Source organism: Microbispora sp. NBC_01389 (genome assembly GCF_045040095.1).
Taxonomy (GTDB): Bacteria; Actinomycetota; Actinomycetes; order Streptosporangiales; family Streptosporangiaceae; genus Microbispora.
Map to the genome: position 1 here is coordinate 3,857,864 of NZ_CP109552.1, position 19,961 is coordinate 3,877,824.

The window sequence follows — 19,961 nt, forward strand, 5'->3', positions numbered from 1 at the left end:
CTTCTGAATCAGCGGATCATGGGGCTCAGGAGCTGCGGGCGCTGGAACAACCGGGGCACAGGCCCCAGTAGATGACCTCGGCCTCGTCGATGGCGAAGCCGTGGTCGTCCGAAGAGGTCAGGCAGGGGGCCTCGCCGACCGCGCAGTCGACGTCCGCGACGACACCGCAGGACCGGCAAACGATGTGGTGATGGTTGTCACCGACGCGGCCCTCGAACCGGGCCGGGCTGCCGGCCGGCTCGATGCGGCGGATGAGTCCCGCCGAGGTGAGCGCGTGGAGGGCCTCGTAGACGGCCTGGAGAGAGATGTGGCCCACGCGGTCACGGACCCCAGACGCGATCGTCTCGACGTCGAGGTGGTCGCCGTGCCGGACGGTCTCCAGCAGCGCGACACGGGCGGCCGTCACCCGCAGGCCGACGCCGCGCAGCTCCTCGGCGGTGGTCGGAGTCCTGGGTGCGGTCATGGCGCCAACCTATCGCCCTAAACATGAACAGTTCAAGTCATCGAATCGTCCAAGTTTGTGACATTAAGGGTAACGCCCGCCCCTGCCCGCCCCTGCCCGCGCGACGGGCTGGAGGTCCCCTGGGGAAGCGGGACGCCTGTGCCGTGCGGACACGCCGGTGAAAAACGTCGTGCGACTCGTCGAGCGGCCTCGCTAGGGTGACGCTCATGCTCGCCTTCCCGTGCTTCGTACGGATCCGCCGCTCCTAGCGGCGGACCGGCCCGGTACCTTCCTCTGCTCGGCTCCGCCGCCATCGGTGTCCCACGCCGGTGCGGTGCTTCGTGCTGCCCGGCTCCGATCGCGTGATTCGCGGAGCGACTTTCATGGTTCATCAGGGCGGACGACAGGAACTCGGGCAGAACTTCCTCGTCGACGATGCGGTCATCGCCCATATCGGCGATCTCGTCGCGGAGACGACCGGCCCGATCGTCGAGCTCGGCGCGGGAGACGGGGCGCTCACGCTGCCCCTGAGCCGGTACGGCAGGCCGGTGACGGCGGTGGAGATCGATCCCCGGCGGGCGGGCCGCCTGGCCCGGCATGTCCCGCCGAACGTCGAGGTCGTCAACGCCGACATCCTGCGGTTCCGGTTCCCCCGCCATCCTCATGTGGTCGTCGGGAACGTGCCGTTCCATCTGACGACCTCGATCATGCGACGGCTTCTCGCCGCGAACGGCTGGGAGGAGGCGGTGCTGCTGGTCCAGTGGGAGGTGGCCAGGCGACGGGCCGGAGTCGGCGGAGCCAGCATGCTCACGGCCGTCTGGTGGCCCTGGTACGAGTTCGAGGTGCGTTCGAGGGTGCCGGCGCGGGCGTTCCGGCCGGCTCCCTCCGTCGACGGCGGCCTGCTCAGCATCAGGCGGAGGCCGGTGCCCCTGGTCGGCGAACGGGGTCCGTACCAGGACTTCGTGCGGCGGGTCTTCACCGGGCGCGGGCGCGGTCTCCTGGAGATCGTCGAACGCGCCGGGCGCGTGGACCGCCAGGCCGTACGGGACTGGGCACACGCCACGCGCGTGAAGCCGTACGCGCTGCCGAAGGACCTCAGCGCCGAGCAGTGGGCCTCCCTGTGGCGTGACACGGTGCCGGCCTGTGGACGAGCCCGGCCCTGAGGGCGGTCCCGGTCGTCTCGATGAGCCGGTTATCCACAGAGCGGCGTTCGGGTGGGACGCCTGGCGCGGAAATGGCGCAGGCTGTGCACCGCGGCGATCGGAGGAGCGGCCGGCGCGGTGTGCGACCGTTCCTCCGGCACTTCCCGCGGCGGATCGCGCGGCCGTTCCGGCGGTCCGCGTACGCAGCACCCTTCGAGGAGGAGCCATGCGTATCACCTATCCCGTGCCCCCGCAGACCTCGTCGGTCTTCGTCGTGGTCACCGACCGCACGCCGGTCGACCTTTCGTCGGTCGTGCCCTGGCGGATGGGCCCGGCCCATCGGCGGAGCGCGAGGGAGGCGCTCGGAACGCCCCGGCTGGCGGTGGAGGCGTTCCGCTCGGCCCGGTCTCCCTGGCGGCGGATCGACCTGGGCCGTGACGACCTGAAACAGGTGCGGCGCGCTCGTCACCACGTCATGGTGACGAGCACGGCACCTGTAGGGGAGCAACCCGAGGCGGCGCAGGTCGCCCGGGCGGCCGCGCGGGCGGTCGCGGAGGCCTGCCACGGCACGCTGTACGACCCGCTTGTCGGTGGGGTGGTCTATCACTGCGCCGAGTGCCCGGGGGAGCGCGAGGGCTTCGATCTCGGCGACGACTGGCTGGGCTGGAGGCTGTCGTGCGCGGACCCCGAGGCCGCATGCGCACGCGGCGCCGACCTCGGCGGCGGGACTGGCACCGTCCCCGGTGACGGCGCGAGTGACGGCACGTGCGGCGGCCCTGGTGAGGGCACGGGTGACGGTGTCTGTCCCGAGGCCGGGGGTGTCGAGGAGGCCGTGGACACCGTGGACACCCTGGGGGCGAGCGGTTGCGCCTGTCTCGTCGCGATGTCGCGGGGGCTGCGGCGCTTCGGACTTCCGGAGATCACGCTGACCGGGCTCGCCTGCGTGCACAGCCTCTGCGCGGTCACCGCGCTGCGGACCGCCGCCGAAGCGCTGCTGGAGGGCCACCTCACCTGGCTCTCGACGAGTCCCCAGGCGCCCTTCCGCAGCATCGATCACCGCCTGCGCCTGGCCGGAGCCGAGTACGCGGTCGTCTCCGCCGGGTGGGGCGAGGCAGAAGAGCGACCGAGCGTGGCGGGCTCGGAGTACGCGGTCGTCTCCGCCGGGTGGGGGGAAGGCGAGCGGCTACGTGTGGCCGGGACCGAGTCCGACGCCCTGCTCGGCTGGCCGGGCCCGGGAGACCTTCTTCGGGTGCGGCTCGCCCCGGAGGCCGCCGCCTGTTCCTGCCTCAGGCCCGGCCGGCCGGGAGGCGAGAACGGCGGAAACCGCCATCCGCACCACACGCCCGGCCTGCTGGTGGCCTGACCCGCGGAGCGCGCCGGGCCGGCCGGGGGCGTGACACCGCCACGTGGGCGCGGTCAGCCGGGCCGGACCGGTTGCGGTTCCTTCGTGGCCCGGCTGTCGAAGGCGGCCCGCGCGGCCTCGATCTCGCCGACGTGCGTCTCCGACCACATCCGGATGCCCTCCATCAGCACGACCAGGCTGTGCCCGAGATCGCTCAGTTCGTACTCCACCCGGGGAGGAATCGTGGGATACACGGTCCGGATGACCATCCCGTCGCGCTCCATCGCGCGCAGCGTCTGGGTGAGGCTTTTCTGCGTGATCCCGTCGAGCCTGCGCCGCAGCGCGCCGAATCTGACCGGGCCGTCGCGCAGGGCGTCCACGAGCAGGCAGGTCCACTTGTTCGCGATGCTGTCCAGCACTTTGCGGGAGGCGCAGTCGCGCAGGTACGCGTCCGCCGCGCCCCGGGGACGCAGCCGTGACATGGTTTCCACAAGGTACCTATATACCGGAAAGGTGCCTTCTTTCCATCGGATACGGGGTCGTCCACGCTTGATCGCGATGAGGGGGCCGCCGGACACGCTGGACGGCGCCCGCGGCCAGTGCGGCAGGTGAGGAGAACGCGATGAGAGCAGTCACGCAGTCGGCCTTCGGAGAGCCGTCCGTCCTCCGGGTGACCGAGGTGGACCGGCCGGAGCCGGGCCCGGGACAGGTCCTGGTCAGGGTGGAGGCGGCGGCGTACAACCCCGTCGACGCCGCGGTGCGGGCGGGAGCCTTCCCGTTGCTCGGCGACCCGCCGTTCACCGTGGGCTGGGACGTGTCGGGAGTGGTGGAGGAGGCCGGGCCGGGGGTGTCCGCCTTCGCTCCGGGAGACGAGGTGCTCGGGCTGCTCGGCTTCCCCGCCGCCGGCAACGCGTACGCGGAGTACGTGCTCGCCTCGCCGAACGAGATCGTCCGCAGGCCGGCCGGCCTGACGGCGCAGCAGGCGGCGGGGCTGCCACTGGCGGGCCTCACCGCGTGGCAGGCACTGGCCGGCATCGCCCGGATCGAGGAGGGCGACCGGGTGCTCGTCCACCGCGCCGCCGGGGGCGTGGGTCACCTGGCGGTCCAGATCGCCAAGGCGCGCGGCGCGTACGTCGTCGGCACCGCACGGGCGGGCAAGCACGAGTTCCTGCGTGGTCTGGGCGCCGACGCCCTGATCGACTACACCGCGGAGGACTTCGTGACGGCCGCCGGGCCGGTGGACGTCGTCCTCGACCTGGTGGGTGGTGAGTACGGACAGCGCTCGGCGGCGGCACTTAGGCCGGGCGGCCTGCTGGTCTCGGCGCTGGGCGGCAACCCGGGCATCACCCCGGAGGAGGCGGCCGCGCTCGGCGTCCGGCTTCAGGTCGTCTCCGTGCGTCCCTCGGCGCACGATCTGGCGGAGCTGATCTCACTCGTCGAGGCGGGACGGCTCACGGTTCACGTGGATCTGACCGTGCCCCTGGCCGAGGCGGCGAAGGCCCACGAGCAGGGGCAGGCCGGCCGCACCACCGGGAAGATCGTGCTGGTCCCCTGACCGGTCGAAGACAGCGCAGCGACGAGGGTGGGAACATCAGGGCGGTTTCCAGACGTCTGTGAGATGTGATTCCTTTTGGTGCGATCGACGACGAGATCCGTGACGCGCGGGACCGCGCCCGCCGCCGCGACCAGCTCATGCGGCAGCGTGCGACTCTTCTCAACCAGATCGAGGAGGTTCGCGGCGTGCTGGCGGACTTGGAACGGCAGCTCGCCAAGGAGGACCGGGACGTCGCCAAGCTGGAGCAGGGCGGCTTCGCCGCCTTTCTGGCCGGACTGACCGGGAACAAGGAGGACCGCCTCGCCCGGGAACGGGCCGAGGCGGTGGCGGCGCGCCAGCGGGTCGGCGGCCAGAGGTCCCGCCTGGAGTGGCTCAGCGGCGACCTGCGCACCGCCGACCAGTCACTCGCGGAGCTCGGCAACCCCCACCACGAGTTGGAGGTTCTGCTCGCGCGGAAGGAACGGATGCTGGTCGAGTCGGGCGATCCGCGCGGGCGGGAGCTCTCCGACATCGCCGCCCGGCTCGCGAACGTGACCGCCGACCTGCGCGAGCACGACGAGGCGCGGCAGGCGGGGGCGGCCGCGGGCCAGGCGGTCGGCTACGTCCTGCGGCACCTCGGGAGCGCGCGGGGCGCGTCGACCTGGGACATGTTCAGCAGCGGCGGCTTCGCCGACATGGTCGAGCACGGGCACCTGCGGCAGGCCGACGAGGCGGCCTGGCACGCCCAGGGCGCGCTCGACCGGTTCTCGCGGGAGCTCGCCGACGTCGGCGTGACCGCCGCGCCCCAGCTGCCCAAGATCGACACCCGCTGGTTCGCCGACGTCTTCTTCGACAACATCATCACCGACGCCATCAAGCACCAGCGGATCGCCCGTACGGGGGAGGCGGTGCGCGAGGTCGCCGAGTGGGTGGGGGGAATGGTCGGCGAACTGTCCGCCCGCTGCGGTCACCTGGCCCGGGAGCAGGAGTCCCTCGCCCGCCGCCGCGAGGAGCTCCTGAGCTCCTGACGCGACCGGCTTCCCGGGCTCGCACACGGATGCGAGCATGCTCGGGTGAGCGGAGATCATGCCCGGGTGAGCGGAGGAGGAACGGAGATGGCCGGCAGTGTCACGGCGGTGAGCCGGAGCGCGACCCACACCTTCAGCAAGGCGCCCCTGGAGTCGGTCAGGCTGCTGCCCGGCCTGGGGGTGGAGGGGGACGCCCACTCCGGGGTGACGGTCAAGCATCGGTCGCGGGTCGCCCGGGATCCGAGCCAGCCCAACCTCCGCCAGGTGCATCTCGTCCACGCCGAACTGCACGACGAGTTGCGGGACGCGGGCTTCGCCGTACGGGCGGGGGACATGGGGGAGAACGTCACGACCAGAGGCGTGGACCTGCTCAGGCTGCCCACCGGGACGCGGCTGCACCTCGGCGACTCCGCCGTCGTGGAGGTGACCGGCCTGCGCAACCCCTGCGGCCAGCTCAACGGCCTCCAGGACGGGCTGATGAAGGCCGTGCTGGACCGCGACGAGGATGGCAACCCGGTGCGCAAGGCCGGGATCATGGGGGTCGTCGTGACGGGCGGCGAGGTCCGGCCGGGCGACCCGATCCGCGTCGAGCTGCCCGCCGGGCCCCACCACCCACTCCAGCCGGTCTGACGCCCTTCGGGGATCATGCCCGCCGGCCGGACCTCACCGAAGCTTTGATTCCGCCGGTCAGTGGGCGTGCTCCTCGTGGTCGTGGTCGTGGTCGTCCTCGTCTTCCAGCATGCCGTCCGACGGCTCGACCCCGAGCATCGCCTCCCGCGGTTCGACCTCGGTCACGTGCTCGACCAGGCCGAGCACGTGATCGGGCTCGATCAGCCACTGCAGGGCCGCCGCGCCCGTCTCGTCGGAGTTGACCAGTTCGATCTGCTCCTGCCGCTCGGCGTCGTCCAGTTCGGCCTGGGGGTCGCGGATCTCGGCGAGCGCCGCCGCCTGCAGCGCGTCCACGTCGAGGACCTCGACCACCAGGTCGACGGTGAGCCGCAGATAGCGACCGGTGTCCGTTCCATCGCTCATGGTGGTGATCCTATCGGGGAGCCGTCACGGCAGCTTCCAGTCCACCGGAGTTCCGCCCTGCTCCTCCAGAAGGGCGTTGGCCCGGCTGAAGGGGCGGGAGCCGAAGAAGCCGCTGCGGGCCGACAGCGGGCTCGGGTGGGCCGACTCGACGCACGGCACCTGCCCGAGCATGGGGCGCAGGTTGCGGGCGTCACGTCCCCACAGGATCGCGACGAGCGGGCCGCCGCGCTCGACCAGGGCGGTGATGGCCCGCTCGGTCACCTCTTCCCAGCCCTTGCCCCGGTGTGAGGCGGGCTTGCCCGGCATCACGGTCAGCACCCTGTTGAGCAGGAGCACGCCCTGCTCGGTCCACGGGGTGAGGTCGCCGTTCGACGGCAGGGGATGGCCGAGGTCGGCCGTGTACTCCTTGTAGATGTTGACCAGGCTGCCCGGGAGCGGCCGCACGTCCGGGGCCACGGAGAAGCTCAGGCCGACGGGGTGGCCGGGGGTGGGGTAGGGGTCCTGGCCGACGATCAGCACCCGGACCCCGCTCAGCGGCTGCCGGAAGGCGCGGAGCACGTTGTCCCCTGCCGGGAGGTACTGCCGGCCCTCCGCGATCTCCTGCCTGAGGAAGTCGCCCATGGCGGCGATGCGCCCGGCCACGGGTGCGAGGGCCTCCGCCCATCCCGATTCCACGAGTTCCTGCAACGGACGTCCTGACATGTCCGCGGACTCTATCGGCTTTTCCGGCCCCTTACGGCCCGGCGTCGGAAAGATCGGATGCCCGCCTACCCCCGTGAAGCGGGCATCCGACGTTCTTCTCGTACAGCCTGCCACAGATGGGACGTTTCCCCGATATACCGACTAGATGCGGAGGTTCCGGAGGCCCCCGAGGAGGCCTCCGGACGGCCTTATTTGACCGAACCCGCGAGCATGCCCTGCACGAAGTACCGCTGGAAGGCGAAGAACAGCACCAGCGGGACGAGGAGCGACAGGAACGCGCCCGGCGCGAGGATGTCCACGTTCGTGCCGAACTGCCGCATTTGGGATTGCAGTGCCTTCGTCATCGGCTGGTTGTCGGTGTCGGCGAACACCAGCGCGACGAGCAGGTCGTTCCACACCCACAGGAACTGGAAGATGCCGAGCGACGCGATCGCGGGCTTGGCCAGCGGGAACACCACGGTGACGAAGATCCGCCACTCCGGCGCGCCGTCCATCCGCGCCGCCTCCAGCAGTTCGCGGGGAATGCCCGCGAAGAAGTTGCGCAGCAGGAAGATGGCGAACGGCAGGCCGAACGCCACATGGAACAGCACGACCCCCAGAACCGAGCCGAAGATCCCCAGGAGGCCGTACAACTTGGCGATGGGGATCAGCGCGATCTGCACGGGGACGACCAGCAGGGCGATGACCACGAGGAAGACCGTGTCCCTGCCGGGGAACTCGATCCAGGCGAACGCGTACGCCGCCATGGCGGCGATGCCGATCACCAGCAGGGTCGCGGGCACCGTGATCAGCACGGTGTTCCAGAACGACGAGTCGAAGCCCGACGCGAGCAGGTTCGAGTAGTTCTCGAAGGTGAGCTGCGCCGGCTTGGTGAACAGCGTCCACCAGCCCGACGAGTTGTTGTCGGTCTCGCCGCGCAGCGACACGACGAGCAGGCCCAGGGTCGGGAGCAGCCAGAACAACGCGATCAGGATCAGGAAGACCTGGACCAGGCCGCCGCCGAGGCGGTCGGCGACCCGTGCCACCGCCCCCCGCCGGACCGCGGAGGCGGGGTTCGGCTCGATGGCCGGCTCGGCCACGGTCGTCATCGCTCGTCCCTCCTGAACCGGCGGATGTTGAAGATCATGAAGGGCACCACCAGCAGGAGCAGGAAGATCGACAGCGCGCTTCCCATGCCCTGGTTGCCGCCGCCGCCGAACGAGACGCGCCACATCTCCAGCGCGACCACGTTGGCCTGTGGCTGCACCGAGCCGGGCGCGATGATGAACACCAGGTCGAAGACCTTCAGCACGTTGATGATCATCGTGACGAAGACGACCATCAGGACCGGCGAGAGCAGGGGGACGGTGATCCTGCGGAACACCTGCCACTCGGTCGCGCCGTCGATGCGGGCCGCCTCCAGGGCGTCGCGCGGGATCGCCGAGAGGCCCGCGGCGATGAGCACCATCGCGAAACCGGCCCACACCCAGATGTACGCGCCGATGATCGCGGGAGTGATCAGCGACGGCCCCAGCCAGGTGATGCCGTTGAAGGGCGCGGCGAAGTTCGACTGCGGCAGCCGTACGTCGTAGGACCCGGCGGGCAGATCGGCGAAGCGGAACGTGCCGTCGGCGGTCGTCTCGGTCGTCGCCTTGACCACCCCGCCGGAGACCGCCTCGACCGTCACGCCGGCGAGGCCCTTCTCCTGCGGGTCGACCTGGTTGAGCGTGCCCCCGCCGCCGCGTACGACGTCGAGCCACACGGTGCCGCTCAGGCCGTCACCGCCGGCGGCGGCCTTGGCCGGCGCCGCGTCCTTGACCGCGTCCTGGTTCAGGCCGACGAGCGGGATCAGCACCGGGGTCCCCGGCTGCGCCGGCTGCCGGGTCATCACCGCGCCGCCCCGCACGACCGCCGGCGCCTGGTCGTTGTCACGGGGCCGGGCGCCGGGATAGCCGGCGCTGGAGGAGAACGTGTCGTGGACGGTGGTGATGATGGCGTTGGCGACGCCCTTGTCCGGGTCCTGCTCGTAGACGAGGCGGAAGATGACGCCCGCGGCGAGCAGGGAGACGGCCATCGGCATGAACAGCACGAGCTTGAACGCCGTCGACCACCGGATGCGCTCGGTGAGCACCGCGAAGATCAGGCCGAGCACGGTGACGACGACGGGGGCCACCACGACCCAGATGATGTTGTTCCTGATCGTGGTGAGCGTCCCGGAGTCGGTGAAGATCGAGATGTAGTTGCGCAGCCCGACGAAGGTGCCGCCGGTCGCGTCGAACAGGCTGCGCCAGATCGAGTAGACCAGCGGATAGATCATCCACGCGGCGAGCAGCAGCACCGCGGGCAGCAGGAACATCACCGCCAGCCGCGGCGAGGGCCCCAGCCGTGCGGCCGGGGCGCCCGCCGGGGCCGGGTCGGCGGGGCCCGGGGTGGGCTCCGCGGGGGTGTCGTGTGGTCCGGAGGAGGCCCCGGCGGCGGAGTCGTCGCCGCCGGCGGCCTGCGGGCCGTCCAACCGTTCGGTCACGGCCGTCCCCCCCTCTACTTCTTGAAGGCCTTGGCGGCGTCGGCCTCGAGCTTCTCCTGCGCGCCCTTCACGTCGGAGGGGTTGCGGAGGAAGTCCTGCAGGTCCTTCCACTCGCCCTTGCCGTCGGTGCCGCCGAAGGCGCTGGGGGCGAGGTCGGACATGTCGTACCGCACCGACTCTCCGGCCGAGATGATCGTCTGGGCGAGCTGCTTGGTGAGGTCGTCGGGGTAGTTGTCGGGGGAGACGTTGCGGTTGGGGGAGAGATAACCGGGCTGCTTGGCCCAGATTTCACCACCCTCCTTGCTGGCCAGGAACTCGAGCAGCGCCATCGCGCCCTTGGTGTCCTTCATCGCCACGGCGACGTCGCCGCCGAGCACGACGGGGGCGGTGTCGCCCGCCTTGGGGAACGGCATGATCTTGGCGTCCTCGCCGACCTTCGCGCCCGACTGCCCGACGGAGGCGGCGACGAAGTCGGCCTCGATGACCATCGCGGCCTTCTTCTGGCCGTACACCTGGGTGACGCAGGTCGGGAAGTCGGTCTGCAGCGCGCCGGACGAGCCGCCGAGCATGAACTCCTTCTTGCCGAAGATCTGCGCCATCTTCTCCAGGGCCGTCTTGACCGAGGCGTCGGTCCACGGGATCTCGTGCTTGGCCAGCTTGTCGTAGTTCTCCGGGCCGGCCGACGAGAGGTAGACGTTCTCGAACAGGTCGGTCAGCGTCCAGCCGGAGGCGGCGCACAGGGCGAACGGCGCGACGCCGGAGTCGCTCAGCGTCTGCGCGTTCTTGATCAGGTCGTCCCAGGTGGACGCCGGCTGCGCCCCGGCGTCGTCGAAGGCGCCCTGGCGGTACCAGATGAGCGACTTGTGCGCCGCCTTGACGAGCACGCCGTAGACCTGGCCCTTGGCCGAGCCGAGATCCTTCCAGTACGGCGTGTAGTTCTGGTCGATCTGCGACTGCACCTCGGGGCTCAGCGGCTTCAGCGCGTTCTCGTCGGCGTACTGCTGCACGAGGCCGGGCTGGGGCAGGATCGCGACGTCCGGAGGGTTGCCGCCCTCGATGCGGGGGCCGAGGTAGGCGCCGGTGTCCTCGCCGGTGGAGGCGTAGGTGACGGTGGCGCCGGTCTTCTCCTCGAAGGCCTTCAGCACCTTCTCGAAGTTGGCCTGCTCGTCGCCGGTCCACTTCGCGGCGATCTCGATCTTCTCTCCCTCCAGGGGCTTGGCGCCCCCGGCGTCCGAGGCGGCGCCCGAGGCCGCCGGCGCGCTGCCGGAGCCGGTGTCGCCGCCGGAGTCGCTGCCGCACGCCGCGGCGGCGGCGAAGGCGAGGCACGCGACCATGATGGGGGGAAGTTTCCGCATGTCTATCTATCCTCCGGGCTGGATGACCTCGCCGAGCCCCTGTTTCAGGTCGGCGACGGTCTCGTCTACGGGTTTGGCGAGTGCGAGCGCGCCGGACACGGCGCTGGAGATGACCAGGCTGACCTGGTTGTAGCCGGCGGTGACCGGCCTGGGCCGGGCCGAGAGGATGGCCTCCTTGAGCACGGGCAGGTACGGGAACCGCCTGATGAGCTCCGGGTCGTCGTACAGATCCGCCCAGACCGGGGGGAACGACCCCTCGGTGAGAACGAGCCGTTCGTTGTCGCGGCCGGTGAAGTAGCGGATGAAGTCGAGGGCCGACTTCTGCCGCTTGGAGAAGGCGCTGACGGCGAGGTTGTAGCCGCCGAGCGAGCTGGATCCGGGCCCGTTCAGGCCGGGCAGCCGGGTGACCGCGAACTTCCCGGCGAGCGGGGAGTGGGTGGCCGGGCCGTACGCGTGGGGCCAGTTGCGGGCGAACAGCAGCCGCCCCTCCTGGAAGGCGAGCCGCGACTCCTCCTCCTTGTACGCCAGCGCCTCGCGGGGGATCCACCCCTCCGTGACGCCGCCGACCAGGAAGCCGAGCGCGGCCCGCGCGCTGCCGAGGTCCATCGTGACCGTGCGGGCGTCCTGGCTGAGGATGGACCCGCCCGCCGACTGCACGGCCTCGGCGAAGTTGACGGTCAGCCCCTCGTACGGCAGGAACTGCCCGGCGTACCCCCCGATGTGATACTTCGCGCCCAGGCGCCTGGCCTGCTCGCGCAGCTCCGACCAGGTCTTGGGCGGCTTGAGGTGCTCCTTCTTCAGGATGTCGGACCGGTAGTAGAGCAACCCGGCGTTGCTCGTGTACGGCGCCGCCCACAGCCGGTCGCGGTAGATCGCGGTGTCCGCGACCCCCCCGAGCAGCTTGTCGAGAGGGAACAGGCTGCGGTCGAGTGGCACGATCCACCCGGCGTCGGCGAACTCGGCCGTCCACATCACGTCGAGTGCGAGCACGTCGTACACGTCGTTGCGGGCCTGCAGGTTCGCCACCATCTGGGCGCGCTGCTCGTCGGACGCCTCGGGCAGTTCGAGCAGCGTGACCCGCTCGTCCGGGTGGCCCTGGTTCCACCGGTCCAGCAACGGGCGGAGGTAGGCGGTGGTGTCCCGGCCGATCGCGAGCGTGATCGGCCCGGTGCCCCCGCTGCCGGTCGTGGGGCCGGCTCCGGTGTCCGGAAGCCCCGCGCATCCGGCCACCAGGAAGGCGGCCAGGACGGCGACGGCTCGGCGAACCATGTGGCCTCCGCGTGAAAAACGGGTTACATACGTGTTAGGTAGGTGCATGCATGTTATGCATAGCGATAATGTGACCGTCAACGGATGGGCGAGTAACGCTCCGGTAACTGCTCCGACGGTCTGGGGGTGGGCGCGTGCGGCAGGCGCTGCTGGCGCTCCTGGCGAAGGAACCTGCCCATGGGTACGAGCTCAAACAGGCTCTTGAGTCGATTTTCGGCATCGCCTATCCCTCGCCCAACATCGGCCAGATCTATGTGACGCTGGGCCGGCTGGAGAAGGACGGGTACGTTCGCGCGGTCGACGTGGAGCAGGCCAACCGGCCGAACAAGAAGGTCTACTACATCACCGCCGCCGGGCGGGAGGCGCTGGAGACCTGGGTGGACGAGCCCACCGAGGGCCCCCGGGTCCGCGACGAGTTCTTCATGAAGCTCGTGCTCGCCCCGCTGACCGGCCTGGCCGACCGCATGGCCCTGGTGAACCGGCAGCGCCGGCACTACCTTTCGCTCATGAGAGACCTGGGCGAGCTGGCCGAGCGCACCGACCCGGCCAACCGCGTGGCCCTCCTGCTCATCGAGGGCGCCATGCTCCACCTGCAGGCCGACCTCGACTGGCTGGAGCGCTGCCAGGAGGACCTGCGGTGATCCCGCGGCCGGGCGCGCCCGATCATGATCTGGTGCGGCGCGACGTGGGCGAGGCGGCGGCGCGGCGCGGTTAGGGTGGGCGGTATGTCGGACACACCCGTCGTCCGGGTGGTCAACCTGGTCAAGATCTATCAAACCGGCGGGCTACCCGTGCCGGCCGTACGCGGGGTCGACCTGACGGTCGAGGCGGGGGAGTTCGTCGCGGTCACCGGGCCGTCCGGGTCGGGCAAGTCCACCCTGATCCACATGATCGGCGGCCTGGACACGCGGTCGAGCGGCGAGATCTGGCTGGAGGGCAGGCGGGCCGACACGCTGTCGGAGAGCGGCTGGGCGGTGCTGCGCCGGGAGCAGATCGGGTTCGTCTTCCAGTTCTTCAACCTCGTGGGCAACATGACCGTGGCCGACAACGTCGAGCTTCCCGCGCTGCTCGGCGGCGCCTCGCCCCGGCACGCCCGCGAGCGGCGCGATTACCTCCTCGGCGAGCTGGGCCTGGCCGGCCGGGCGGACGCCGCGCCCGCGCAGCTCAGCGGGGGCGAGCAGCAGCGGGTGGCGCTGGCCCGCGCGCTCGCCAACCAGCCCCGGCTGCTGCTCGCGGACGAGCCCACCGGCAACCTCGACAGCCGCAACACCCGCGACGTGCTGCGGCTGCTCGGGCGGGTGCACCGCCAGGGGCAGACGATCGTGCTGGTCACCCACGACGCCCGCGTCGCGAGCATGGCCGACCGCGTCGTCAGCCTGCTCGACGGCCAGATCGTCGACGACGCCGCCATCCCCCGCGTGCGCCGGCGGCCGGCCGGCGGGGCCGGGGACGTCGTCGAGCTCCGGAGCTGAACCGGATGCGCTCCAAGCAGATGACTGCGACCAGATGACCGCGAGCAGATGACCGTGAGGGGGTGACCTGACCGTGCCGAGGAGCGCGGAGCTGCGCTGGATCCGCGCGGACCTGCGGGCCCGCCGGGGCCAGGCGGGCCTCACGGTGCTCGCGGTCGCGGGCATCGTCACCGCCCTGATCGTCGCGGCCACGCTGCTGGAGGGCGGCACCAACCCCTGGCGGGGCCTGTTCGAGCGCGGCCACGGCGCGCACATCTGGATCCACAGCAAGGACGTCCCGGACGTGTCCGCCCTGCGCGGCCTGCCCGGCGTGACCGACGTGGCCGGGCCGTACCGCAGCGCGCCTGCCACGCTCGCCACCGGCGGCCGGCGGGTGCCGATCACCCTGCGGGAGACGCCGGCCGCCTTCACCTCCGTGGCGCGCCCGCTGCCGCGCGAGGGACGCTGGCTCGACCCGCGCGCTCCGGACGGCGTGGTGGTCGAGCGGTCGTTCGCCCGCGCCCTCGGCCTGCGGCCCGGCAGCCCGTTCACGGTCACCGGCCTGAACGGCGCGACCCACCGGCTGACCGTCGCCGGGCTGGCCGAGAGCGGTGACCAGGGCTTCTACCCCGAGTGGACCCCCGGCCTGGCCTGGACGCTCGGCCAGACCCTCGACGTCGTGGAGCCCGCGCCCGGCCGTACGGAGGCCGTGACCGGGCTGCGCCTCGCCGACCCCGCCGACACCGACCTCGTCGTCCAGCGGGCCGTCTTCACGCTGCGCAACCAGGTGCAGCGGGTGACGACCTGGCGCGAGGTGCGCGCCTCGATGGAGCTGGACGACCGGCTGCTCGGCCTGCTGCTCGCGCTGTTCGGCGTCGCCGGCCTGGTCGCCGCCGCGCTCGCGCTCGCCAACGCCGCCGGCGGCCGGGTGCTGACCCAGCTGCGCGACATCGCCACGCTCAAGTCGCTCGGGTTCACCCGGGGCCAGGTCGTCCGGATGCTCCTCGCCGAGCACGGCACGCTGGGGCTGCTCGGCATCGCCCTCGGCGTGCTCGCCGCCCGGCTGGTCACGGCGTACGCGATGGGGGAGACGGTCGCGGTGCCGCTGTCGGCCGGGCCCCTCGCGGCGATCGTCGCGGGGACCGCGCTGGCGGTGCTGGTGGCGGTCCTGGTCCCGGCCTGGCGCGGCGGGCGCGTCCCGCCGCTCCCGGCCGCCCCCGCCGCGCCGCCGCGCGGGCGCCTGTCCCGGCTGGCCCGGGTCGCCCTGCTCGTACGGCTGCCGCCCGCGCTCGTCCTCGGCGCGAGAGACGCCTTCACCCGCAGGACGCCCGCCGCGCTCACGGCCTGCGGGGTGGCCCTGCCGATGATGCTGATCACCATCGGGCTCGGCTGCTGGGCGACGCTGGACGACTTCGGCCGCCACCCGGAGAGCGTGGGGCAGGCAGCGGCGCTGAGCATCCGGCCCGGCGACATGACCGCCGAGGAGGCCCGGCAGCGGGTGATGGCCGACCCCGACGTGGTCGCGGCGTATCCGGGGGCCGAACTCGACGCGCTCGTGCCCTGGCAGACGAGGACCGTGCGGACCCGGGCCCTCGGCCTCTCCTCCGATCCGTACCCCTTCCCCGTGGTGGAGGGCCGCATGTTCGCCGACCGGGGCGAGGCGGTGGCCGGCCAGGGACTGCTCGACCTGCTCGGCGTGCGGGTCGGCGACCGGGTCAGGATGACCATCGGGGGCACGCCCCTGATCGTGCGGATCGTGGGCCGGGTGATCGAGCCCGAGCAGGACGGCGAGGTGCTGTCGTTCGGAGTGGACAGCCTGGCGGCCAAGGACGCGCTGCCGCCCCGGTTCTACGCTCTGGTGCTGCGGCCGGGCGCCGACGCGACGCTGGTGCGCGCCCGCCTGCAGGAGCAGGGGCTGGAGGTGACCCGGGCGGTGAACCCGGCCGAGCGGCTGGCGGTCGTCCGGGTGATCATCGTCGCGCTGGTCGTCGTGCTGGCCCTGATCGGGCTGGCCAACCTGCTCACGGCCAGCGCCCTCGGCCTGCGCGACCATCTCCTCGACCTCGCGGTGCTCAAGGCCATGGGTCTCACCCCCCGCCAGGTCACGGCCACCCTGGTCACCGCGGCCGGCCTGCCGGCCGCGGTGGGGGTCGTCGCCGGGGCCGCGGCGGGGGCGTTCTGGTCGCGGTGGCTGATCGACCTGGAGGGCCGCGGCAGCGGCGTCGGGGCGGGCATCGGCCGCGCGCCGGCCCCCGGGATGCTCGCCGCCGCCCTCCTGATCGCGATCGGCGCCGCGTCGCTGGTGGCGCTGATCCCCGCCCGCCGGGCGGCGCGGGCACAGGTGCCCGTCACCGCCCGCTGAGCGTACGGGTCAGACGTTCAGGGCCTGGGTGCCGGGGCCCGGCGCAGCGACAGCCAGTAGAAGCCGTACCCCGGCAGCGTGAGCAGGTAGGGCAGGTCGCCGATCGTGGGGAAGGCGACCCCGCCCCGGCACTCGACCGGGACGACCCCCGCGAAGCGCCGCAGGTCGAGCTCGACCGGCTGGGCGAAGCGCGACAGGTTGTTCACGCACAGGACCACGTCGTCGCCCTCCTCCCGCAGGAAGGCCAGCACGCTCGGGTTCGGCGACCACAGCTCGGTGTAGGCGCCGGTGCCGAAGATCGGGTGCTCGCGCCGGATCTGCAGCATCCGCCGGGTGAAGTGGAGGAGCGACGACTCGCTCTTGATCTGGGCCTCCACGTTGACCGCCTGGTAGCCGTACACCGGGTCCATGACCACGGGCAGGTACAGCCGTCCGGGGTCGGCCTCGGAGAACCCGGCGTTGCGGTCGGGGGTCCACTGCATCGGCGTGCGGACCGCGTCGCGGTCCTCCAGCCAGATGTTGTCGCCCATGCCGATCTCGTCGCCGTAGTACATGACCGGCGAGCCCGGCATGCTGAGCAGCAGCGCGGTGAACAGCTCGATCTGGTCCCTGTCGTTGTCCAGCAGGGGGGCCAGGCGCCGCCGGATGCCCAGGTACGCGCGCATGCGCGGGTCCTTGGCGTACTCGGCGTGCATGTAGTCGCGCTCCTCCTCCGTCACGGTTTCGAGCGTCAGCTCGTCGTGGTTGCGGAGGAAGATGCCCCACTGGGCGGTTTCCGGCAGCTTGGGGGTCCGCGACATGATCTCGGAGATCGGCTCGCGGCTCTGCCGGCGCACGGCCATGAAAATCCGCGGCATCAGCGGGAAGTGGAAGGCCATGTGGCACTCGTCGCCGCCCCGGGTGGCGTCGCCGAAGTACTCGACCACGTCCTCGGGCCAGCCGTTGGCCTCGGCCAGCAGCACCCGGTCGGGGTAGATCCGGTCCACCTCGGCGCGGATGCTCCTGAGGTAGGCGTGCGTCTCGGGCAGCCCGGAGCAGGACGTGCCCTCGCGCTCGAACAGGTACGGCACCGCGTCCAGCCGGAACCCGTCCACGCCGAGGTCGAGCCAGAAGCGGACGACCTCCATCATCGCCGCCTGGACGTCCGGGTTGTCGTAGTTCAGGTCGGGCTGGTGGTGGAAGAACCGGTGCCAGTAGTACTGCTTGCGCACCGGGTCGAACGTCCAGTTCGACTCCTCGGTGCCCACGAAGACGATGGGGACGCCGGAGTACTTCGTGGGATCGTCCGACCACACGTAAAAGTCGCCGTACGGGCCGTCGGGGTCGGTGCGGGACGCCTGGAACCACGGGTGCTGGTCGCTGGTGTGGTTCATGACGAGGTCGGTGATGACCCGCAGGCCCCGCTCGTGGGCCGCCTCGATCAGCTTCACGAAGTCGCCGAGGTCGCCGAACTCCGGAAGGATCTTGAGGTAGTCGGCGATGTCGTATCCGCCGTCCCTGAGCGGGGACTGGTAGAGCGGCAGCAGCCAGAGGCAGTCGACGCCCAGCCAGGAGAGGTAGTCGAGCTTCTCGGTCAGCCCGCGCAGGTCGCCGGTGCCGTCGCCGTTGGAGTCCTTGAAGCCGCGTACGAGCACCTCGTAGAAGACCGCGCGCTTGTACCAGCGGGGGTCCTGCGAGGTGAAGTCGGTGATCTCCGGGAGATCGCCGGACGACCCGGGAACCGGGTCAGGGCAGGGCGCAGCAGCGTTCATCTGGTTCTCGCTTGAGGAAAGAAGGGCGCGTGGTCAGGGCACACCCGAGCGTTGAAGCTCACGCCGTGTTGTTTGGCTTTATTTGACCAAAACTACCACCGATATAGGCCTGACTGGAAAGCCTGACACCCCCCTAACATGCGGTTTTTACCTGCTTACGGGTGATCACGGACGGCGATCACAACCCGTCTTTCCGAACTGTGCGGAGCCGTAACCCCTACGAGGGCAGATCCCAATCACGGGGTGGGGACGACGGCCGCGGGCCGGAGGCTCCAGGGCGGCGTGAGGTCGCCGAGCAGGTCCTCGTAGTCGGCGAGCCATGCCCCGAACGCCACCAGCGCCCGCAGCCAGAACCGCGAGTTCCACGAGCCGAAGGCGGTCAGCGCGTCCGGCCCGGCGGCGACCGCCTCCAGCATCTGGGGCGACATCAGGCCCGGGATTTCCGTGGCTTTGACCAGCATTCGGTGGTTCCACTCGCGGGCGGCCGGGCCGTTCGAGCGCAGCGGCACCCGGCGGTTCGGCAGCAGCGGCGTGTTCGTGGACGGCAGCGCGGCCACCCGGGGGTTGGCGGCCCGCAGGACCTCCCGGTAGAACTTCCCGCCCTCCTTGGCCGTGACCGGCACCGACAACGCCGCGTCGAAGAACTCCGGGTGCAGGAACGGGAAGACCGGGGTGGCCTCGGGGCCGACGAGGTTGACCGGGGAGCGGGCGATGCCCCGCACGGTGCGGGTGTGGAGCACGCTCAGCGGCAGTTCGGCCCGGTGGCCGTGCAGCATCGAGGTCGCCCGCGTGAAGGCCGCGCTCACCCGGTCGTCCATCCACGCGGCGGCCTGCTCGCCCAGCACGGGGATGTGGGCGTCGCCGGTCGCGAGCGCCTTGAGCAGCGCCGCGCGGCGGGACGCGCCGGTCCCCGCGCCGACGGCGTCCGCCGTGATCAGGAAGTTCTTCATCAGCGGGCCGCCCGCGAGGCCGTCCACCAGCGCCCGGCCCGCCCCGTGCACCTCCCTGGCGAAGGGGGAGTACCAGGCGTGGTGGCTGGTGAGGTACTCCAGGCGGCGGGCCGCCCACAGCGCCTCGTCGGGGTACCTCTCCGGGGACTGCGGGACGATCCGGTGGGGGATGCCCAGCTCACGGGTGATGTAGCGGGCGAAGTCGATGTCGTGGTCCAGGCCGTCGTCGGGGCTGGTGGTCCACGACTCGACGTCCATCTTCCGGTCCATCGCCACACTGGCCAGCAGTCGCGAGTCGTACCCGCCGCTCACCGGCACCAGCACCCGCTCGTACGGCGCGAGCGCGTCGTGCAGCAACGTGACCAGGTCGCCGGCCGTCACGCCGCGGTCGACCGGCTCCTCCCGCACCCAGCGCGGCGCGCGCCGGTCGACGCGGAGGGTGCGCTCCCGCCGCGACCAGGTCAGCGCGGTCGCGCCGGGCAGGCGCCGGATCTGGCGGTACGGCGTGTCCTCCAGCAGCGGGTAGGTCAGCCGGAGAATCGCGGCCCACGCGTCCCAGTTCACCTCGTACGGCCGCCGGGCCAGCGCGAGGAGCGGCTCGATGAGCGAGGAGAAGTAGACCGCGTCCCCGTCGGCGAGGTAGTAGACGTCGATCAGGCCGAGCCCGCCGGTGTGCAGGACCACCGTCTCCGGGCCGTCCACCAGCCCCGGCGTCTCGTACGTCTCCGCGACCCGCAGCCACGCGTTCGCGCCCGGCGCGGCCTCCGGCCGCCGGCCCTCCCAGGCGTACGCGGTCGCCTCGGGGCCCGACGCGTACGGCGCCAGGGGGGCGGAGGCGAGCAACGCGGCCTCGGGGGCGGTGTGCGCGGCCTGGACGGCGGGCCCCGACCGTGCCAGCAGGTCGAGCCTCGCCTGCTCGTAGGGCCCGACGGCCCCACAGACGTACGGCCTGGCCTGGAATCGTGGCCACTCACCCTTGCGCACGGTTTGCCCTCCCTTGAACCGCAGCCGAGTCTACGGACCTCCCGGCCCCGGAGCACCGGAACCCATCCCACCGCGGCCAGGACCGCCGGCCGGGAGAGCGCCGGCGATTCCGGA

General features: G+C 71.7%; 18 protein-coding genes. 8 read left to right on the forward strand and 10 right to left on the reverse strand.

Translation table 11 applies throughout. The features are described from left to right. Window positions 1-25: 25 nt before the first annotated feature. Window positions 26-463: a Fur family transcriptional regulator gene (locus tag OG344_RS17350; protein ID WP_327044331.1), complete on the reverse strand. Its 438-nt coding sequence runs from the start codon at window positions 461-463 to the stop codon at window positions 26-28. 362 nt (window positions 464-825) lie between these two features. Between OG344_RS17350 and erm the strand changes: the two genes are divergently transcribed. Both erm and OG344_RS17360 read left to right on the forward strand, forming a co-directional pair. Then, window positions 826-1,605, forward strand: a complete 780-nt coding sequence (gene erm, locus OG344_RS17355) for a 23S ribosomal RNA methyltransferase Erm (RefSeq protein WP_405084009.1) — start codon at window positions 826-828, stop codon at window positions 1,603-1,605. A gap of 205 nt (window positions 1,606-1,810) precedes the next feature. Then, window positions 1,811-2,947, forward strand: coding sequence for a hypothetical protein (locus tag OG344_RS17360; protein WP_405084010.1), 1,137 nt, complete (start codon window positions 1,811-1,813; stop codon window positions 2,945-2,947). A gap of 53 nt (window positions 2,948-3,000) precedes the next feature. On the opposite strand, the gene OG344_RS17365 is transcribed toward OG344_RS17360, so the two are convergent. Next, window positions 3,001-3,408 (reverse strand): winged helix-turn-helix transcriptional regulator, encoded by a 408-nt coding sequence (locus OG344_RS17365; RefSeq protein ID WP_405084011.1) that lies wholly within the window; start codon window positions 3,406-3,408, stop codon window positions 3,001-3,003. Window positions 3,409-3,548: 140 nt separating this feature from the next. Here OG344_RS17365 and OG344_RS17370 point away from each other — a divergent pair, with 140 nt between their 5' ends. The 3 genes from OG344_RS17370 (at window position 3,549) to OG344_RS17380 (ending at window position 6,118) form a co-directional block, all read left to right on the forward strand. Continuing rightward, window positions 3,549-4,481: an NADP-dependent oxidoreductase gene (locus OG344_RS17370; protein ID WP_405084012.1), complete on the forward strand. Its 933-nt coding sequence runs from the start codon at window positions 3,549-3,551 to the stop codon at window positions 4,479-4,481. Window positions 4,482-4,546: 65 nt separating this feature from the next. Continuing rightward, a complete protein-coding gene (locus OG344_RS17375; protein ID WP_405084013.1) occupies window positions 4,547-5,488 on the forward strand; it encodes a hypothetical protein in 942 nt (313 codons plus the stop codon). An 87-nt stretch (window positions 5,489-5,575) separates the two neighbouring features. Beyond that, window positions 5,576-6,118 (forward strand): MOSC domain-containing protein, encoded by a 543-nt coding sequence (locus OG344_RS17380; protein WP_405084014.1) that lies wholly within the window; start codon window positions 5,576-5,578, stop codon window positions 6,116-6,118. Window positions 6,119-6,175: 57 nt separating this feature from the next. Here the strand turns inward: OG344_RS17380 and OG344_RS17385 are convergent, their stop codons facing one another. From OG344_RS17385 to OG344_RS17410, 6 genes are all read right to left on the reverse strand, one after another. Continuing rightward, complete coding sequence (locus tag OG344_RS17385) at window positions 6,176-6,520, reverse strand: hypothetical protein (protein ID WP_405084015.1); 345 nt, start codon at window positions 6,518-6,520, stop codon at window positions 6,176-6,178. Between the two features lie 24 nt (window positions 6,521-6,544). Further along, the gene (locus OG344_RS17390; RefSeq protein ID WP_405084016.1) at window positions 6,545-7,222 is read right to left on the reverse strand and encodes a uracil-DNA glycosylase; all 678 of its coding nucleotides are present in this window, start codon (window positions 7,220-7,222) and stop codon (window positions 6,545-6,547) included. Window positions 7,223-7,410: 188 nt separating this feature from the next. Continuing rightward, window positions 7,411-8,310, reverse strand: a complete 900-nt coding sequence (locus OG344_RS17395; RefSeq protein WP_405084017.1) for a carbohydrate ABC transporter permease — start codon at window positions 8,308-8,310, stop codon at window positions 7,411-7,413. Then, window positions 8,307-9,725, reverse strand: a complete 1,419-nt coding sequence (locus OG344_RS17400) for an ABC transporter permease subunit (RefSeq protein WP_405084018.1) — start codon at window positions 9,723-9,725, stop codon at window positions 8,307-8,309. The genes OG344_RS17395 and OG344_RS17400 overlap by 4 nt, the downstream gene beginning before the upstream one ends. Before the next feature lie 14 nt (window positions 9,726-9,739). Next, window positions 9,740-11,080: an ABC transporter substrate-binding protein gene (locus OG344_RS17405; RefSeq protein WP_405084019.1), complete on the reverse strand. Its 1,341-nt coding sequence runs from the start codon at window positions 11,078-11,080 to the stop codon at window positions 9,740-9,742. Between the two features lie 6 nt (window positions 11,081-11,086). Beyond that, the gene (locus OG344_RS17410; protein WP_405084020.1) at window positions 11,087-12,349 is read right to left on the reverse strand and encodes an ABC transporter substrate-binding protein; all 1,263 of its coding nucleotides are present in this window, start codon (window positions 12,347-12,349) and stop codon (window positions 11,087-11,089) included. Window positions 12,350-12,483: 134 nt separating this feature from the next. On the opposite strand from OG344_RS17410, the gene OG344_RS17415 reads away from it, so the two are divergent. The 3 genes from OG344_RS17415 to OG344_RS17425 all read left to right on the forward strand — a co-directional run bounded on the left by OG344_RS17415 (window position 12,484) and on the right by OG344_RS17425 (window position 16,162). Next, entirely contained in the window at window positions 12,484-12,990 is a 507-nt protein-coding gene (locus OG344_RS17415; RefSeq protein ID WP_327044344.1) for a PadR family transcriptional regulator, read from the forward strand. An 84-nt stretch (window positions 12,991-13,074) separates the two neighbouring features. Then, a complete protein-coding gene (locus tag OG344_RS17420) occupies window positions 13,075-13,821 on the forward strand; it encodes an ABC transporter ATP-binding protein (protein WP_405084021.1) in 747 nt (248 codons plus the stop codon). 73 nt (window positions 13,822-13,894) lie between these two features. Continuing rightward, the gene (locus OG344_RS17425) at window positions 13,895-16,162 is read left to right on the forward strand and encodes an FtsX-like permease family protein (RefSeq protein ID WP_405084022.1); all 2,268 of its coding nucleotides are present in this window, start codon (window positions 13,895-13,897) and stop codon (window positions 16,160-16,162) included. A 17-nt stretch (window positions 16,163-16,179) separates the two neighbouring features. Here the strand turns inward: OG344_RS17425 and treS are convergent, their stop codons facing one another. Together treS and OG344_RS17435 are read right to left on the reverse strand one after the other, a co-directional pair. Then, the gene (gene treS / locus OG344_RS17430) at window positions 16,180-17,913 is read right to left on the reverse strand and encodes a maltose alpha-D-glucosyltransferase (protein WP_327044347.1); all 1,734 of its coding nucleotides are present in this window, start codon (window positions 17,911-17,913) and stop codon (window positions 16,180-16,182) included. A 236-nt stretch (window positions 17,914-18,149) separates the two neighbouring features. After that, the gene (locus OG344_RS17435) at window positions 18,150-19,847 is read right to left on the reverse strand and encodes an asparagine synthetase B family protein (protein WP_405084023.1); all 1,698 of its coding nucleotides are present in this window, start codon (window positions 19,845-19,847) and stop codon (window positions 18,150-18,152) included. Window positions 19,848-19,961: the final 114 nt, after the last annotated feature.

Excerpts from the sequence above, each read along its gene's own strand:
- OG344_RS17350 (WP_327044331.1), bottom strand. The coding sequence starts at position 463 with ATGACCGCACCCAGGACTCCGACCACCGCCGAGGAGCTGCGCGGCGTC.
- erm (WP_405084009.1), top strand. The coding sequence starts at position 826 with ATGGTTCATCAGGGCGGACGACAGGAACTCGGGCAGAACTTCCTCGTC.
- OG344_RS17360 (WP_405084010.1), top strand. The coding sequence starts at position 1,811 with ATGCGTATCACCTATCCCGTGCCCCCGCAGACCTCGTCGGTCTTCGTC.
- OG344_RS17365 (WP_405084011.1), bottom strand. The coding sequence starts at position 3,408 with ATGTCACGGCTGCGTCCCCGGGGCGCGGCGGACGCGTACCTGCGCGAC.
- OG344_RS17370 (WP_405084012.1), top strand. The coding sequence starts at position 3,549 with ATGAGAGCAGTCACGCAGTCGGCCTTCGGAGAGCCGTCCGTCCTCCGG.
- OG344_RS17380 (WP_405084014.1), top strand. The coding sequence starts at position 5,576 with ATGGCCGGCAGTGTCACGGCGGTGAGCCGGAGCGCGACCCACACCTTC.
- OG344_RS17385 (WP_405084015.1), bottom strand. The coding sequence starts at position 6,520 with ATGAGCGATGGAACGGACACCGGTCGCTATCTGCGGCTCACCGTCGAC.
- OG344_RS17390 (WP_405084016.1), bottom strand. The coding sequence starts at position 7,222 with ATGTCAGGACGTCCGTTGCAGGAACTCGTGGAATCGGGATGGGCGGAG.
- OG344_RS17395 (WP_405084017.1), bottom strand. The coding sequence starts at position 8,310 with ATGACGACCGTGGCCGAGCCGGCCATCGAGCCGAACCCCGCCTCCGCG.
- OG344_RS17405 (WP_405084019.1), bottom strand. The coding sequence starts at position 11,080 with ATGCGGAAACTTCCCCCCATCATGGTCGCGTGCCTCGCCTTCGCCGCC.
- OG344_RS17410 (WP_405084020.1), bottom strand. The coding sequence starts at position 12,349 with ATGGTTCGCCGAGCCGTCGCCGTCCTGGCCGCCTTCCTGGTGGCCGGA.
- OG344_RS17420 (WP_405084021.1), top strand. The coding sequence starts at position 13,075 with ATGTCGGACACACCCGTCGTCCGGGTGGTCAACCTGGTCAAGATCTAT.
- treS (WP_327044347.1), bottom strand. The coding sequence starts at position 17,913 with ATGAACGCTGCTGCGCCCTGCCCTGACCCGGTTCCCGGGTCGTCCGGC.